The sequence below is a fragment of the Methyloversatilis universalis EHg5 genome (genome assembly GCF_000378945.1).
Classification (GTDB): Bacteria; Pseudomonadota; Gammaproteobacteria; order Burkholderiales; family Rhodocyclaceae; genus Methyloversatilis; species Methyloversatilis universalis_A.
This window is the reverse complement of sequence record NZ_KB900539.1, coordinates 3,658,260-3,674,773: the sequence shown is the minus strand read 5'-3', so window position 1 is coordinate 3,674,773 and position 16,514 is coordinate 3,658,260. Positions and strand designations below refer to the sequence as shown.

The following is a 16,514-nucleotide window of genomic DNA, read 5'->3' as shown; positions in this document are numbered from 1 at the left end:
AATCCGCGCCTTCGCCCGTATCGCCCCGACTCGACCCCGACCCGGAAAAGGATTTCCATGAGCGGCCTGCGCAGCCGGCTGGTCCGTTGGACCGGCTATTTCATCTTCTTCTTCATCACCACGGTGCTGCCGCTGAACTTCATCGTGCTGTGGTTCGTGAACCAGAAGGTGCTGACCGACGCGTCCTACTACGTGACCAAGACGCCGGTGTTCAGCTACCTGATTCCCGACCTGAAGCGCGGCGAGCGCGAGCAGGTGCTGTTCGTCGGCGATTCGCACGCCCAGGGCGCCGGTGACGCCTACCGCGACCGGGTGCACGACTACTCGCTGGCCCACATGTACGCCGCCGCGCACGAAGCGACCGTGCACATGACAGGCAAGGGCGGTTACGGCAGCCTGCGCGCGGCGCGCAATGCGATCTGGCTGGACACGCTGTTCCGCCGCTCGCTGTTCCTGCGCGACATGCCGGCCATCGACCGCGCCGTGGTGCTGTTCTACGAGGGCAACGACCTCAACAACAACATCCACGAGCTGAAGGAGTTCCGCGATCCGGATTCGCCGCAGGCGCTGATCGACCGGTCGCAGCCCACGCTGCGCGACATCGTGGTGGATGGCCATCTGGCCGGCGCGCAGGCGCTGCTGTACACCTTCAACGACCACACGGTACGTCCGCTGTTCGACCGGGCGGCCGGCAACGACCCGCACACCTCGGAAGACACCGCGCACGGCCATGTGGACATCACGGTGGCCGGAGAAACCCGGCGCGTGGCGCCGATGCAGTCCGCCGCGGTGGAACTGGACGACGCCCAGCTCGACCGCGCGCTGAAGGCGTTCGAGGATTCGGTCGCCGCGGTGCGCCAGCACTTCCGGCCGAAGCGGCTGGACATCGTGTACATCCCGTCGCCGCTGACCGTGTATCCGCTGCAGGGCGAGGTGCGCATCCAGCCCTATCACGCGAAGATGGACAGCGTGGATGCCGCCCGCAACGCCGAACGCAGCCGCGTCATCCGCAGCCGCATCGCCGCCTACGCGCAGCGCGAAGGCATCGCGCTGATCGACCCGACGGACGCGATGCAGGCTGCCGCGCACCAGCGCTTCCTGCACGGCCCCAAGGATTCAAAGCACCCCAACCTCGACGGCTACCGCCTCATCTTCGACTACTGGCAGAAGCAGGACGCGGCCGCGCCCGCGCGCTGAACTGGCGCCGCTTGCCGGCTTCAGCCGGCAAGCGTGCGCACCGCCAGACCGACCACCGCGCAAGCGGCGATCACGTGGATCACGTTCCGCCTGAAGCGGAACAGCGCCACTGCCGCGCCGAGCGCGATCAGCGCCGACGGCAGGTCGAAACGGCCGTCGAAGCCTTCCGGCCACAGCACGTGGTAGCCGAAGAACAGCGCCAGATTCAGGATGACGCCCACCACTGCGGCAGTGATGGCGGTCAGCGGCGCGGTGAATTTCAGGTCGTCGTGGGTGGCTTCCACCAGCGGCCCGCCGGCCAGGATGAACAGGAAGGAGGGCAGGAAGGTGAACCAGGTCACCAGCGTGGCCGCCACCGCACCGGCCAGAAAGAGGCTGTCCGGCCCGAATACCGCTTTCACGTAGCCGCCGACGAAGCCGACGAAGGCCACCACCATGATGAGCGGGCCGGGCGTGGTTTCGCCCAGCGCCAGGCCGTCGATCATCTGGGTCGGCGTGAGCCAGCCGTAATGCGATACCGCGCCCTGATAGACATAGGGCAGCACCGCATAGGCGCCGCCGAAGGTGAGCAGGGCCGCCTTGGTGAAGAACCAGCCCATCTGGGTCAGCGTGTGCGACCAGCCCAGCAGCAGCGTGAGCAGCGCCATCGGCCCGGCCCACAGCAGCGCGCCGAAGAGCGCGATGCGCGCCAGCCGGCCGATGCTGAAGCGGGCGTGCTCGGGCGTCGGCGTGTCGTCGTCGATCAGCGCTGGGGCGTGAGAGCCCTGTGCCGTGCCGTGGCCGCCGCCGGTACGGAAGGTGGCCGGCCACAGGCGTCCGCCCACATAGCCGATCAGCGCCGCCGCGCCGACGATGAGCGGAAAGGGCAGGCCGAGCGCGAAGATGGCGACGAAGGACGCGCCGGCAATCGCCCACAGCGTGTTGTTCTTCAGCGCGCGCGAGCCGATGCGGTGGGCCGCCTGCACCACGATGGCGGTGACCGCCGGTTTGATGCCGTAGAACAGCCCGGCCACCAGCGACACGTCACCGAAGGCGATGTACACCCAGGACAGCGCGATCAGGATGAACAGCGACGGCAGCACGAACAGCGCGCCGGCGATGACGCCGCCCCAGGTGCGGTGCATCAGCCAGCCGATATAGGTGGCCAGCTGCTGCGCCTCGGGGCCAGGCAGCACCATGCAGTAGTTCAGCGCGTGCAGGAAGCGGCGTTCGGAAATCCAGCGCCGGTTATCCACCAGTTCCTGGTGCATGATGGAAATCTGTCCGGCCGGCCCGCCGAAGCTGATGAAGCCGAGCTTGAGCCAGAACAGGAAGGCTTCTCGGAATGAAACCTGCACAGGTCGGTCGGCGGGTGCGGTCATCGGGAACGGGCGGCGGCAGTCGGAGCCGCATTGTGCCCGACGCCTGCGTCACGCGCGTTGCGGGGCGGACGCCGAAACGGCATCGTCTGCTGGCCTTCATCTTGCTACGGATCTCGTGTCCATGACCCGACGCGAAGTTGAGGAGCTTCGCGCGGCGACCGGCCTACCGGTCGATGGACACGCGACACCCATCCAGAACCCCACAAAAGGGAGCCGTCATGAAATACCCGCTGTTGTCCGGAACCTGCCTCCTTGCCCTCGTGCTGAGCGGCTGCTCAAGCATGAGTGGCAGTCCCGCTCGCGACAACTCGACCGAGCAGCACAAGCAGTACTGGGCCAATTACGAACACTCCCGCAGCGCCATGCCGGCGTCGTCCGAAAAGAAGCCGCTGTTCGGCAGCAGCAGTTCAGACCAGGACACCATGGCCGCCTCGCGCGCAGCGCGCATGGGCCCGGGCTGTACCGAACCCGGCGCCGACAGCACGCTCAAGCTCATCAGCCAGCTCGAAGCATCGGGCAAGGCCGCCGGCGGCCAGGTGGACGCCAATGTGGTCCGTCTGGCGGAGCGCGCACAGATGCTGAATTTCCTGCGCGAATCGCTGTACCGCACCTGCGAACGCGTGGCCGCCGGGCAGATCACCAAGGAAGAGGCTTCTGCCTCCTACGACAAGGTGATGAATTCGGTGCACGCCATCATCGAAACCGACCGCGACCTGGCCCGCAAGTCGGCGGCCGAAGCGCTGAAAGGACTGACGCCGGAACAGATCAAGGCGCTGCAGTAAGACCTTTCGCCCCTCAACCGGATCGCCCGATCCGGTTGAGACAGACAAGCCGGTGAGACTGTCGATGAGACAGTTGACCGGACGATCTGTCTCGTCTGTATCACCTGTCCGCGTCCGGACGAACGAATCGGTGAAGCTGGCAGCGGCTCACTGAGGTATTTTCGCGAGCCGTCAGGAGCCGCATCGCGGCGGGGCGCCGCTCCCACGACACTGAGGTACGGGGTGCAGGCGCGCGTGGGAGCGGCGCCCCGCCGCGATGCGGCCGTGAATCCTCTCCGCTGCCTGCCAGCGCCGTGCCCGCAGGCCATGCGGGCAGCGGCGCAGGCTACGGGCCTTACACCTTCTGGTAGATCTCCGCGCCGGACTTTACGAACTCGACCGCCTTCACTTCCATGCCCTTCTGCAGGGCTTCGTCCTCATTGAGGCCCTGCTTGGCGGCGAAGTCGCGCACGTCCTGCGTGATCTTCATCGAGCAGAAGTGCGGGCCGCACATCGAGCAGAAGTGCGCCACCTTGGCCGATTCCTTCGGCAGCGTCTCGTCGTGGAAGCTCTTCGCCTTGTCCGGATCCAGCCCCAGATTGAACTGGTCGTCCCAGCGGAACTCGTAGCGCGCCTTTGAGAGTGCGTTGTCGCGGATCTGCGCCCCCGGATGACCCTTGGCCAGGTCGGCGGCGTGGGCGGCGAGCTTGTAGGTGATGATGCCTTCCTTCACATCGTCCTTGTCCGGCAGGCCGAGGTGCTCCTTGGGCGTCACGTAGCAGAGCATGGCGGTGCCGTACCAGCCGATCTGCGCTGCACCGATGCCGCTGGTGATGTGGTCGTAACCCGGCGCGATGTCGGTGGTCAGCGGGCCCAGCGTGTAGAAGGGCGCTTCCTTGCAGTACTCGAGCTGCAGGTCCATGTTCTCCTTGATGAGATGCATGGGCACGTGACCCGGGCCTTCGATCATCACCTGCACGTCGTGCTTCCAGGCGATGTCGGTGAGTTCGCCCAGCGTCTTCAGCTCACCCAGTTGCGCGTCGTCGTTGGCGTCATAGATCGAGCCCGGACGCAGGCCATCACCCAGCGAGAAGGCCACGTCGTAGGCCTTCATGATTTCGCAGATCTCTTCGAAGTGGGTGTAGAGGAAGCTTTCCTTGTGGTGCGCCAGACACCACTTGGCCATGATCGAACCGCCGCGGCTCACGATGCCGGTCATGCGGTTGGCGGTCATTGGCACGTAGCGCAGCAACACACCGGCGTGGATGGTGAAGTAATCGACGCCCTGTTCGGCCTGCTCGATCAGCGTGTCACGGAAGATGTCCCAGGTGAGCTCTTCGGCCTTGCCGTCGACCTTCTCCAGCGCCTGGTAGATGGGCACGGTGCCGATCGGCACCGGGCTGTTGCGGATGATCCACTCGCGGGTTTCGTGGATGTTCTTGCCGGTGGACAGATCCATCACCGTGTCGCCGCCCCAGCGGATGGCCCAGGTCATCTTGTCGACTTCCTCGTTGATCGAGGAGCCCAGTGCCGAGTTGCCGATGTTGGCGTTGATCTTCACCAGGAAGTTGCGGCCGATGATCATCGGCTCGCTTTCCGGGTGATTGATGTTGTTCGGGATGATGGCGCGGCCGCGGGCGACTTCATCGCGCACGAATTCGGGCGTGATCTCGGCGGGGATGGAGGCGCCGAAGCTCTGGCCCGGGTGCTGGCGGGTGAGCAGCTTGGCCATCTTCTCGCCGGTCGGGCCGGTGGCGCGCAGGCTCTCGACGTAGGCGGCGCGGTTCATGTTCTCGCGCAGCGCGATGAACTCCATCTCCGGCGTCACGATGCCCTGGCGGGCGTAGTGCATCTGGGTCACGTTGCGGCCGGCCTTGGCACGGCGCGGGTGGCGGTGCAGGCCGGGGAAGCGCAGATCGTCGAGCGCGGCGTCGGCTGCGCGGATGCGGCCGAATTCGGAGGACAGGTCGGTGAGCTGCTCGGTGTCGCCGCGCTCCTCGATCCAGCGGGCGCGCAGCGCGGGCAGGCCCTTGCGGATGTCGATCGAGGCCTTGGGGTCGGTGTAGGGGCCGGAACAGTCATAGACGAACACCGGCGGGTTCTTCTCGCCGCCGAAGCCTGTCGGCGTGTCGGCCTGGGAGATTTCGCGCATCGGCACCCGGATATCCGGGCGCGAACCTTCAAGGTGGATCTTGCGCGAGTTCGGCAGCGGCGCAATCGCCGCTTCGTCTACATGTGCCTGCTCGGCGAGGAAGGTGTCTTTGGCGTTCATTGAAACTCCTGTTCGTGCTGCGGTCCGGTTCTTCGTTATTGCGGGTGCGTGAGCCGCACCTCGTGCCGGAGCTGACGCAAGTTCCAGTCCACGCGCCTGCGGGGATGCGGGTGATGCGCTCCGGCAGCGCGTGCAGCCTGTCTCACCCGCACGTCGCAAATGCGCTTTCGCGGCGAGACAGCTGTCGCAAACGCGCGGCGTCTCACCCGTACAGTTGTCGCACCCTTCTTTGTCTCATCGCCAAACCCCCAGGTTTCATGCGGGTTTGCGGGCGATTGCTTCAGTGGCATGAATGCTGCCTTAAGCCCTCCGACGGTAGTCCGGTCCGCGGACGCCGCATTTCAACCAGTGATTCATCACCAGCATCACACGGAGGGGAACATGACAAGAACTGGACGCAAGTCGCTGAACAGCGCCGCACTGAAAATCTCGCGCAAGCTCACGGTGGGCGCAGCCGCCGTCGCGGCGCTGTCCGTGATTTCGTCGCCGGCCATGGCCGATATCGTCATCGGCGAAATGGGCGGCACCAAGCTGTCGATGTTCGGCATCATCGACGTTGGCATGCTGTACAACAGCCAGGCCAACGCCGCAGGTGACAGCCGTACCTCGATGGAAACCAGCGGTCTGCGTCAGACCGTGATCGGTTTCAAGGGCGAGCGTGAGCTCGACGTGAACCTGACCGCCTTCTTCAACCTTGAGTCGCACTTCGACACCAACAACGGTTTCCTGCACGGCACCGGTGATGCAGCCGGCACCGGCCCCGGTGGCGTGAGCACCCCGCTGTTCCGTCGTCAGGCCAACCTGGGTGTGCGCGGTGACTGGGGTAGCCTGACCTTCGGTCGTCAGTACGGCCCGGCCCTGCTGGCCCACATCGGCACCGAGCCGCGTGCGTTCAAGGAACAGTTCTCCAACCTGTACGCCTGGGCCTACGGCCAGCTGTTCACCACCTTCAATGCTCCGGCAGGTGGTGGCGGTCGCAACACCAACAACGACGTCGGCATTTTCATGAACAATGCCGTGCAGTACCGCAATACCTGGGGTCCGGTGACCGTGGGCGTGCTGTACTCCTTCGGCGGCCAGGCCGGTGACTTCAAGGACAACAGCGCCTACGCGCTGGGTGTGACCTACAACGGTCCGGTCACCCTGTCCGGTTCGTACCAGGCCTTCCACGACGAACAGACCGGCAAGAAGGTGGTGGATCACACCTCCCTCGGCTTCGCGATCCCGTTCGGCGACTTCACCTGGAAGAACAACTGGATGAACGCCAAGAACGACAACAGCGCCGGCAACAAGCTGTTTGACGTGAATGGCTACAGCACCGGTCTGGACTGGAAGTGGAGCGCCAAGAACTCGGCTACGCTCGCGTTCTATCTGAACAAGGACGATGCCAACAAGACCGATGAAACCAAGTTCATCGTGATCAGCAACGACTACCAATGGCGTCCGGACACCACGCTGTACGTGCAGGCCGCCTTCGCTGACGCCGATCCGGGCGCAACGCTGCGCACCAGCATCGTCGCTGCCGGCGTGACCCCGGGCGAAAAGAGCACGCTGATCAACGTCGGTCTGAACTTCATGTTCTGATTCGCAGTTTCCGCAGTTGCAGCAAAGGCAGTACCGGTGACGGGGGACGCAGCCTCCGTCACCGCAAAAACATAATGGAGACCTGATTGATGAACCCGATTCGCAAGCAGTTCCGCCCCGCGCTGATGGCTTCGGCCATTGCAGCCGCGTCGATGATGTCGCTGTTCTCTGCCCCGGCTGCCGCCCAGTCCGGCCCGGGCTTCGAAGATCCGAACAACTGGCCGCAGTATCACCGCACCAGCAACGCCTGGCGTTTCAGCCCGCTGAACCAGGTGAACCGTGACAACGTGAAGAAGCTCAAGGTGGCGTGGATCCACCAGCCGGGCACCATCACGCACGGTCTGCAGGCGACCCCCATCGTGATCGATGGCGTCATGTACTCGATCTCGGCCAACAACAATGTGTGGGCCATCGATGCCGCCACCGGCAAGACCCTGTGGCAGTACGCCCCCAAACTCGACAAGATCGTCGAACAGGTGTTCTACGGCGCGGCCAGCCGTGGTGTGACCGTGGGTCGCGGCAAGGTGTTCGTTGGCACGCTGGACGGCCGCTTCATCGCGCTCGACCAGAAGACCGGCAAGGAAGTGTGGTCGACCCAGCTGACCAATCCGAAGACCCAGTACGGCGCGCTGTTCTCGGCACCGCCGCAGCTGGCAGGCGACGTGCTGTTCGGTGGCACCACCGGCGGCGACCAGCCGATCTCGGGCAAGATCTACGCGGTCAATGCCGATACCGGCAAGCCGGTGTGGACCTTCGACGTGATCAAGAACGATCCGAAGAGCTGGCCGGGCGAGAGCGGCAAGGTCGGTGGCGGCAGCGCCTGGATGCCGGGTACCTATGACGCCAAGAGCGACACCATCTACATCGGTACGTCGAACGCAGCGCCCGACTACTACAACTACGACCGCAAGGGCGACAACCTCTACACCGCGACGCTGCTGGCCCTCGATCCGAAGACCGGCAAGGTGAAGTGGCATCGCCAGGAAGTGCCGAACGATTCGTGGGATTACGATTCGGCGTACGAAGCGCTGGTCGTGCAGAAGGATGGCAAGGACGTCATCGTTCACCTGAACAAGGGCGGCTTCGTGTTCGTGATGGACAAGAAGGACGGCAAGCTCGAGAACGTGTGGCAGTTCGCCGAGAACGTGAACTGGGTCAAGGGCATCGATCCGAAGACCGGCGCGCTGATCGATCCGGTCTATCCGGAAGTCGACAAGACCAAGACCTTCTGCCCGAACCTGCTCGGCACGCGCAGCTGGAACCACGGCGCCTACAACCCGGGCACCGGCCTGTGGTACTCGCACGCGATGGAAGTGTGTAACGAGGTGGTCGCCGGCAAGGACGATCCGGACAACCTGAAGTCGGTGTCCTCGCTGTCGCTCGGCATCGAATCGATCAAGCTGGTGGCGCCCCCGGGCAGCAAGCCGCATGGCCGTCTGGACGCGCGTGACCCGATCACCGGCAAGCGCAAGTGGTCGATCAAGTACGACCTGCCGCCGCTTTCGTCGGTGCTGACCACCGCCGGTGGCCTGGTGTTCACCGGTGACATGGAAGGCAAGATCTACGGTTACGACGCCGATACCGGCAAGGAACTGTGGTCCTTCAACGCCGGTTCCGGCCTGCGCGGCGGCCCGGTCAGCTATTCGGTCAAGGGCAAGCAGTACATCGTGTTCCCGACCGGTCTGGGCTCCCACGCTCCGGGCTTCCTCGCAGGTGCTTTCCCGCAGATCAAGGATCTGCCGGGCGGTGCAGCGATGATCGCCTTCACGCTGGAGTAAGTGCTGTACCGCCCCGCCGTGCGGACACACGGCGGGGTGTCAATGTCTCCTCATTCACGGGCGGTAACGGGAGTGACCGCCCGTCTTTTTTTGTTCAGACTTCCGAACTCATAAGACACAAGAACATCAGAGAATCTGAGCTTCAACCCGGGCAGGAAAGCAGAACCATGAAAGACCGCAACGCCTTCATCTCTTCTCGTACTTCGTTCTTCCGCGGTGCCCTGAGTGCACTGCTGCTTGCGGGCGCTGCTGTTGCGCTGCAGGCTGGCAGCTCACCGGTGATGGCACAGGAAGCAGCCACTTCGGCCCAGCCGAAGCCGAGTTTCGATCTGGACGATCCGGCGCGCATTGCGTCCGGCAAGAAGCGCTTCAACAAGACCTGTGCCGGCTACTGCCATGGCGCAGAAGGAGTCGGCGGTCGCGCCCCCGACTTCAAGGGCCGTACCGACCTGCCGCCGGAAGCGGCCTTCCATACGATTTTTCACGGTCGTCGCGGCTCGGACATCATGCCGCCCTGGGGCGAGGCGTTCTCGACCGACCAGATCTGGGAACTGGTGGCTTACATCAAATTCCTCGGCACGCAGTAAGTCTGTTCGTTGCTGCCGCGAAAAAACCCGGTGCGCTTGTGCGCACCGGGTTTTTTGTTTGACGGACAGCGCCCATCGGCGGCCATCAAAAGAAACGGGGCGCCTGAGCGCCCCGTGTGAGTGGGTCAGCTGCGCGCCAGATCAGCCGTGGCCGACCACGCTGTCTTCGCCGTCCAGATAGTTCGGTGCGACGATGCGCAGCCGCGCCATCTTGCGATAGAAGGTGGCGCGCGACATGCCCAGCTGGCGGGCGGTTTCGGTCACCCGCCAGTGATTGCGGCGCAGCGCATCGAGCATTTTCTGGCGCAGCTGCATACAGGCTTCGTTCAGCGGCTCGCCGTCGCGCAGTTCGCAGGGGTCGGGTGCGGCTGCGCTGCTGCGCGGCACGCTGGGTGCGGCCGGCGGCTGCTGGGCCGGCTGCGGTATCACGCGTGCCTGGCTGGCGGCGCTGCCGCGCAGTTCCTGCGGGAAGTGCTCGATGGTGACCTGGTTGCCGTCGGCGATCGCGCAGGCGTAGCGGATGGCGTGGCGCAGCTGGCGGATGTTGCCAGGCCAGTCGTAGGCCAGCAGGCGGCCCATCGTGTCTTCCGCGATGCGCAGTTCCTCGCGGCTCATGGCGGCGCACTCTTCGCGCATCACCAGCTGTATCAGTTCGCGTTTGTCTTCGCGGTTGCGCAGCGGCGGCAGCATGAAGCTGGCGCCGTTCAGGCGGTAGAACAGATCTTCGCGGAAGCGGCCCTGGCGCACCAGTTCCGGCAGGTCCTGGTGGGTGGCGCAGATCACGTGCAGATTTACCGGCGTCGGCTGTTCGGCACCCAGCGGCACCACTTCGCCTTCGGCCAGCACGCGCAGCAGACGGCTCTGCAGAGACAGCGGCATGTCGCCGATTTCGTCGAGGAAGAGCGTGCCGCCATCCGACTGCAGGATCTTGCCCTTGGCGCCCTTGCTGCGCGCACCCGTGAAGGCGCCGTCGCGGTAGCCGAACAGTTCGCTCTCGATCAGGCTTTCCGGGATGGCGGCACAGTTCAGTGCAACGAAGGGCTGTTTGGCGCGCTCGCTGTAGTCATGGATGGCGCGGGCGAAGGCTTCCTTGCCGGTGCCGGTTTCGCCCAGCAGCATGACCGGGATGTCGCGGTTCGCGACTTTCACCGCGCACTGCACATTGCTCTTGATACGCGGGTCGCCCAGCGCGAGGTGGCGGAAACCGCGCGGTGCGGTGGCGTTCTCTTCGGTCTGCACCGGCTTGGACTGCGTGACCTGGGCCGGCGAGCGTGCGTTCGGCGCGCGCAGCACCGCGAACAGGCGGCGGCCGGTGGCCAGCATGCGCAGCGGGAAGGGCGTGCCCGGGCTGGCGTGGGCCGACACCATGATGTCGTTGGCCGAACACTCGAACAGATCCTGCAGGAACTCGGCGCGGCGACCGTTGTGCGTGATCAGTTCGTTGCGCGCCCGGCGGTTGCCGCCAAGGATGCGGCCGTCGTCGTCGAAGGCAATCAGGTAATCGGTCTCGACCGGCATGAACTCGGCGACCTGGCCGAGCTGCAGCGTCCAGTGGTTGCGCAGGCTGTAGTGGGCGTACGCGTCCTCGATCAGGCGCGCCTTCTCGCACACCATGCGGAACACCAGCAGCTGGCTTTCACGGCCGTCCGGCGAGTACAGCGCGGAGGCGTCCAGCACCGCGATCGGTTCGTCTTGCAGGCCCAGTATCGGTGCCGAGCTGCAGGTGAACTGCGTGTTGTGCGAACGGAAGTGTTCGTTGCGGTGGATCAGCGTGGGCTGGCGGTCGATCAGCGTGGTGCCGACGCCGCAGGTGCCTTCGCTCTCTTCCGACCAGCAGGTGCCGGCGCGGAAGCCTTCGTCCTTGAACTCGCGCTCCAGGTGAGGCACCGCGCGGTAATCGACGGTGACGCCGGCAGCGTCGGTGAGCAGCACACAGTAATTTGCCGGCAGCAGTTCATTGTGCAGGCGCTCGACCCCTTCACGCGCAATGCGCATGAAGGTTTCGATGCGGTCGCGGTGTTCGCGCAGTTCGTAGGCGGTGACCACCTTGGGTACCGACGACAGCGACGGATCGATCGAGTGCTTGTTCAGCGAGCGCTTCCATGAGCGCGCCACGCGTTCGTGATGGGGGTCGGACAGCACCGAATGGCCGCGGCCTTCGACGATGTTCATGACACGACCGACGTGGTCCGCGATCTCGCGACCTTGTCTCATAAAGCGCCTCCTCCGTTATCGGATATTTACTTCTTTGTGTGGCGATCTGTGCCGCCTGAGGGAATGCTTCCCCTGTGTTGTCTCGTGAGGGTAGGCGCGCTTTCGCCGGAAAGCAACGCGACGAATGTCTCCAAAAACTGAGACAGCTGTCTCAGACGGAGAGGCGCGCGGCGTCTCACTCCCCGCGCTTTTTGTCTCGCTCATGACGATGGTGTCGTCGAACGATGCAGAGAGTGCTTCCAAATCATCGGTTTGCGCACGGGAGGTGTCCGGTGCGACTGTATCTGGCACGACAGATGCAATGAAGGCATGAATCGCTTTCAGGAGTCGCATCGTCGTGTCTTCAAGTCCAGCCCGCCCGACCCGCGTCGGCATCATCGCCAACCCGGCTTCGGGCAGGGACATCCGCCGTCTCACTTCGCGCGCTTCGGTTTTCCCGAACGCCGAGAAGGCCAGCATGATCGTGCGCGCCATCGCCGGCCTGCAGGCCGCCGGTGTGCACGAAGTGCTGCTGATGCCGGACAAGGGCTCGATCTCTCCGCTGGTCTATCGCGCGCTCGACATGAACGGGCCGTCGACCGAAGGCCAGGGCGTGCGCTTCCTCGACATGACCGTCTCGGAAACCATCCAGGACACGCTGACCGCGACCGAGGCGATGCGCGATGCAGGCGTGACCGCCATCATCGTGCTCGGCGGCGACGGCACCCACCGGGCGGTGTCGCTGCGCAGCGGGCAGATTCCGCTGCTCGCGCTGTCGACCGGCACCAACAACGCCTTCCCGGAAATGCGCGAAGCCACCGTGGCCGGTCTGGCCACCGGTCTGATCGCCACCGGCGCGGTGCCGCCGGCTGCCGGCCTGCGGCGCAACAAGGTGCTGCAGGTGCATTGCGACGGTCGCGACGACATCGCGCTGGTTGATGCCTGCTTCACCGGCCACGAATACATCGGTTCGCGCGCGGTGTGGGACAGCGCGGTGGTGGAAGAGCTGTTTGTCACTTTTGCAGCCGCGGACGGTATCGGCCTGTCGGCCATTGCCGGTCAGCTCGAACCGGTGTCGCGCACCGCGCAGCACGGCCTGCATGTGCGCTGTGCACCGGTCGGTGACACGCCGCGCCGCGTGCATGCGGCGATCGCGCCCGGACTGGTGTCCGAAATCGGCGTGCGCGAATACAGCCATCTGGTGCCGCACGAACCGGTGCTCATCGAAGGTCGCAGCGGAACCATCGCGCTCGATGGCGAGCGCGAGATCGAATACCACAGTCGCAGCCGCATCGAAGTGAAGCTGGACCCGAACGGTCCGGTCACCGTCGATGTCGCCGCCACGCTCACCTATGCCGCACAGCATCGACTGATGCGCGGCTATGTCGGGGACGCCGCGTGATGCGGGCCCTCGACCGTTTAGTTCTCCACGGGGTTGCCGGCTTCAGTGTCCGGTGCTCACCCCGATTCAGGCCTGGGTTTGCCGACATTCAACCGGTGCGGCCGGTTGCATGTCCGCAGGCCCGTGTTCAGCCATCCGCCCGCAGCTGCCGGAGATACGCGGGCATTTCCGTCCACAACAAAGAGGAGCACTCATGACCAGTCCTTTGAACAGGGAAGCCCTTCTGCAGGCTTACCGGACCATGCGCATCATTCGTGATTTCGAGGAGCGCGTGCACGTCGATTTCGCCACCGGCGAAATCCCGGGTTTCGTCCATCTGTATGCAGGTGAGGAAGCTTCGGCGACCGGCATCTGCATGCACCTCAACCGCAAGGACTACATCGCCTCGACCCACCGCGGTCACGGTCACTGCATCGCCAAGGGCGTTGACCCGGTGAGCATGATGGCCGAGATCTGGGGCAAGGCCACCGGTACCTGCAAGGGCAAGGGCGGCTCGATGCACATCGCCGACCTCGAGGTGGGCATGCTGGGTGCGAACGGCATCGTCGGTGGCGGCGGTCCGCTCATCTGCGGTACCGCGCTGGCCTCCAAGATCCGCGGCGAGAACAACGTGGGTGTGTGCTTCTTCGGTGACGGTGCGTCCAACCAGGGCACCATTTTCGAAGCGATGAACCTCGCTTCGGTCTGGAAGCTGCCGGTCATTTTCGTGGCTGAGAACAACGGCTACGCCGAAGCGACCTCGAGCAACTTCTCGGTGGCGGTCGACAACATCGCTGACCGCGCCAGCGCCTTCGGCATGCCGGGCGTGATCGTCGATGGCTTCGATTTCTTCGCGGTGTACGAAGCCGCCGGCGAAGCGATCAAGCGTGCCCGCGAAGGCCACGGCCCGACCCTGCTCGAAGTGAAGCTGTCGCGCTACTACGGCCACTTCGAAGGCGACCAGCAGACCTACCGTGCCCCGGGCGAAGTGCAGAAGCTGCGCGAAACCAAGGACTGCCTGATGCAGTTTGCCAAGCGCGTCACCTCGCGCGGCGAGCTGAGCGCGGCTGACATCGAGGCGATCGACGCCGAAGTGAAAGCCATGATCGACGCCTCCGTCGTCAAGGCCAAGGCCGATCCGCTGCCGGCACCGTCCGAGCTGATGACCGACGTGTACGTGTCCTACTGAACCCGCGCCATACGCTGACAGGAGAAAACAGAATGGCAAGAAAGATCACTTACCAGCAGGCCATCAACGAGGCGCTGGACCAGGAAATGACGCGTGACCCGAGCGTCATCGTGATGGGCGAAGACGTGGCCGGTGGTGCAGGTTCGCCGGGCGAAGACGACGCATGGGGCGGTGTGCTCGGCGTCACCAAGGGTCTGTACGCCAAGCACCCGGGTCGCGTGATGGACACCCCGATCTCGGAATCGGGCTACATCGGCGCTGCGGTCGGTGCGGCCTGCAACGGCCTGCGTCCGGTCGCCGAACTGATGTTCATCGACTTCATGGGTGTGTGTTTCGACCAGATCTTCAACCAGGCTGCCAAGTTCCGCTACATGTTCGGCGGCAAGGCCAAGACCCCGGTCGTGATCCGCGCGATGTACGGCGCCGGCTTCCGTGCCGCCGCCCAGCACTCGCAGTGCCTGTACAACATGTTCACGCACGTTCCGGGTCTGAAGGTGGTTGTCCCGTCGAATCCGTACGACGCCAAGGGTCTGCTGATCCAGTCGATCCGTGACAACGACCCGGTCATCTTCCTGGAGCACAAGGCGCTCTACACGATGGAAGGCGACGTGCCGGCCGAAAGCTACATCGTGCCGTTCGGCGAAGCCGCTGTGGTGCAGGAAGGTGACGACGTGACCATCGTGGCGATCGGCCGCATGGTCAATTACGCCAAGGAAGCCGCTGCCAACCTGCGCAAGAAGGGCATCCAGTGCGAAATCATCGATCCGCGCACGACCTCGCCGCTGGATACCGACACGATTCTCGAAAGCGTCGAACGCACCGGTCGTCTGGTGGTGGTCGATGAATCGTCCCCGCGCTGCAGCATGGCGTCCGACATTTCCGGCTTCATCGCCCAGGAAGCGTTCGGCGCGCTGAAGGCCCCGATCCAGATGGTGACCGCACCGCACGTTCCCGTGCCGTTCGCCGCCTCGCTGGAAGATCTTTACATCCCGAGTCCGGCACGCATCGAAGAAGCCGTGATGAAGGTCAAGGAGTACCGCTGATGTCTGCAATCTTTACCGTCACCATGCCCAAGTGGGGCCTTTCCATGCAGGAAGGGAAGGTCAATCTGTGGCTGAAGGAAGTCGGTGACAAGATCGAACCCGGCGAGGAAATTCTCGAAGTCGAAAGCGAGAAGATTTCCGGTGCCGTCGAGGCCGCGACCACCGGCGTGCTGCGCCGTCAGGTCGCCCAGGCCGACGAAGTGCTGCCGGTCGGCGCACTGCTCGGCGTGATCGCCGACAAGGACGTCGATGACGCACTGATCGACGACCTGATCGCGCGCTTCCAGGCCGAATTCGTGCCGCCTTCGGCCGACGACGCCGACAGCGGCCCGCAGACGCAGACCGTCAAGGTCGGCAATGTCGAGGTGCGCTACCTGAAGCTGGGCGAGGACGTGGCAGGCAAGGATCCGCTGCTGCTCATCCACGGCTTCGGCGGTGACCTGAACAACTGGCTGTTCAACCACGCTCCGCTGTCCGAGTCGCGTGCCGTCTATGCGCTCGATCTGCCGGGTCACGGCAGCACGACCAAGGTGACCGGCATCGACTCGCTCGACGGTCTGGCCGAAGTCGTCGTCGGCTTCATGGACGCAGTCGGTCTCGAATGCGCCCACCTGGCCGGTCACTCGATGGGCGGCGGCGTGAGCCTGGCGGTCGCCAAGCGTGCGCCGAACAAGGTGAAGTCGCTGTCGCTGATCGCTTCTGCCGGTCTGGGCAGCGAAATCAACGGCGCCTACATCGACGGTTTCGTGTCGGCGGCATCGCGCAATGCGCTGAAGCCGGTGCTGGCCCAGCTGTACTCGAATGAGTCGCTGGTCACCCGCTCGATGATCGACGACATGCTCAAGTTCAAGCGCCTCGAAGGCGTCGACAGCGCGCTTGCGACGCTGGCCGGCGGCCTGTTCGCCGGTGGCCGCCAGTCCGCGCAGCTCGTCGCTGCCGCGGCCGGCAAGCCGACGCTGGTGATCTGGGGCGAAAACGACCGTGTCATCCCGTCCTCTCACGCCACGGCGATCCCGGGCGCGACGGTGAAGGTGATGCCGGGCCAGGGCCATATGGTCCAGCTCGAAGCGGCAGGCGAAGTGAACAAGCTGATCGGCGAGTTCATCGGCTGATGCTCTACCCCGGCCGCCGCAGCCTCTCCTGCGGCGGCCGATTTTTTCAGTACCGA

General features: G+C 64.7%; 12 protein-coding genes. 9 read left to right on the top strand and 3 right to left on the bottom strand.

Annotated features, from left to right (window positions below; genetic code table 11):
* Positions 1–57 precede the first annotated feature (57 nt).
* Positions 58–1,197, top strand: a complete 1,140-nt coding sequence (locus tag METUNV2_RS0116670; RefSeq protein WP_018230613.1) for an SGNH/GDSL hydrolase family protein — start codon at positions 58–60, stop codon at positions 1,195–1,197.
* A gap of 20 nt (positions 1,198–1,217) precedes the next feature.
* On the opposite strand, the gene chrA is transcribed toward METUNV2_RS0116670, so the two are convergent.
* Positions 1,218–2,558 carry a chromate efflux transporter gene (gene chrA / locus METUNV2_RS0116665; protein ID WP_018230612.1) on the bottom strand — a complete coding sequence of 447 codons (1,341 nt, stop codon included), beginning with the start codon at positions 2,556–2,558 and terminating at the stop codon, positions 1,218–1,220.
* Between the two features lie 281 nt (positions 2,559–2,839).
* Here chrA and METUNV2_RS0116660 point away from each other — a divergent pair, with 281 nt between their 5' ends.
* Positions 2,840–3,340 carry a hypothetical protein gene (locus tag METUNV2_RS0116660; RefSeq protein ID WP_018230611.1) on the top strand — a complete coding sequence of 167 codons (501 nt, stop codon included), beginning with the start codon at positions 2,840–2,842 and terminating at the stop codon, positions 3,338–3,340.
* Between the two features lie 334 nt (positions 3,341–3,674).
* On the opposite strand, the gene thiC is transcribed toward METUNV2_RS0116660, so the two are convergent.
* Positions 3,675–5,591, bottom strand: coding sequence for a phosphomethylpyrimidine synthase ThiC (thiC, locus tag METUNV2_RS0116655; RefSeq protein WP_018230610.1), 1,917 nt, complete (start codon positions 5,589–5,591; stop codon positions 3,675–3,677).
* A 381-nt stretch (positions 5,592–5,972) separates the two neighbouring features.
* Between thiC and METUNV2_RS0116650 the strand changes: the two genes are divergently transcribed.
* The 3 genes from METUNV2_RS0116650 (at position 5,973) to METUNV2_RS0116640 (ending at position 9,540) form a co-directional block, all read left to right on the top strand.
* Entirely contained in the window at positions 5,973–7,175 is a 1,203-nt protein-coding gene (locus METUNV2_RS0116650) for a porin (RefSeq protein ID WP_018230609.1), read from the top strand.
* A gap of 89 nt (positions 7,176–7,264) precedes the next feature.
* Positions 7,265–8,953: a pyrroloquinoline quinone-dependent dehydrogenase gene (locus METUNV2_RS0116645; protein ID WP_018230608.1), complete on the top strand. Its 1,689-nt coding sequence runs from the start codon at positions 7,265–7,267 to the stop codon at positions 8,951–8,953.
* A gap of 167 nt (positions 8,954–9,120) precedes the next feature.
* Complete coding sequence (locus METUNV2_RS0116640) at positions 9,121–9,540, top strand: c-type cytochrome (RefSeq protein ID WP_018230607.1); 420 nt, start codon at positions 9,121–9,123, stop codon at positions 9,538–9,540.
* Positions 9,541–9,681: 141 nt separating this feature from the next.
* On the opposite strand, the gene METUNV2_RS0116635 is transcribed toward METUNV2_RS0116640, so the two are convergent.
* Positions 9,682–11,754 (bottom strand): sigma-54-dependent Fis family transcriptional regulator, encoded by a 2,073-nt coding sequence (locus METUNV2_RS0116635; protein ID WP_026188239.1) that lies wholly within the window; start codon positions 11,752–11,754, stop codon positions 9,682–9,684.
* 337 nt (positions 11,755–12,091) lie between these two features.
* On the opposite strand from METUNV2_RS0116635, the gene METUNV2_RS0116630 reads away from it, so the two are divergent.
* The 4 genes from METUNV2_RS0116630 to METUNV2_RS0116615 all read left to right on the top strand — a co-directional run bounded on the left by METUNV2_RS0116630 (position 12,092) and on the right by METUNV2_RS0116615 (position 16,458).
* The gene (locus METUNV2_RS0116630) at positions 12,092–13,135 is read left to right on the top strand and encodes an ATP-NAD kinase family protein (RefSeq protein ID WP_018230605.1); all 1,044 of its coding nucleotides are present in this window, start codon (positions 12,092–12,094) and stop codon (positions 13,133–13,135) included.
* A 241-nt stretch (positions 13,136–13,376) separates the two neighbouring features.
* The gene (locus tag METUNV2_RS0116625) at positions 13,377–14,303 is read left to right on the top strand and encodes a thiamine pyrophosphate-dependent dehydrogenase E1 component subunit alpha (protein ID WP_018230604.1); all 927 of its coding nucleotides are present in this window, start codon (positions 13,377–13,379) and stop codon (positions 14,301–14,303) included.
* A 32-nt stretch (positions 14,304–14,335) separates the two neighbouring features.
* Entirely contained in the window at positions 14,336–15,346 is a 1,011-nt protein-coding gene (locus METUNV2_RS0116620) for an alpha-ketoacid dehydrogenase subunit beta (RefSeq protein ID WP_018230603.1), read from the top strand.
* Positions 15,346–16,458 (top strand): acetoin dehydrogenase dihydrolipoyllysine-residue acetyltransferase subunit, encoded by a 1,113-nt coding sequence (locus tag METUNV2_RS0116615; RefSeq protein ID WP_018230602.1) that lies wholly within the window; start codon positions 15,346–15,348, stop codon positions 16,456–16,458. The genes METUNV2_RS0116620 and METUNV2_RS0116615 overlap by 1 nt, the downstream gene beginning before the upstream one ends.
* Positions 16,459–16,514: the final 56 nt, after the last annotated feature.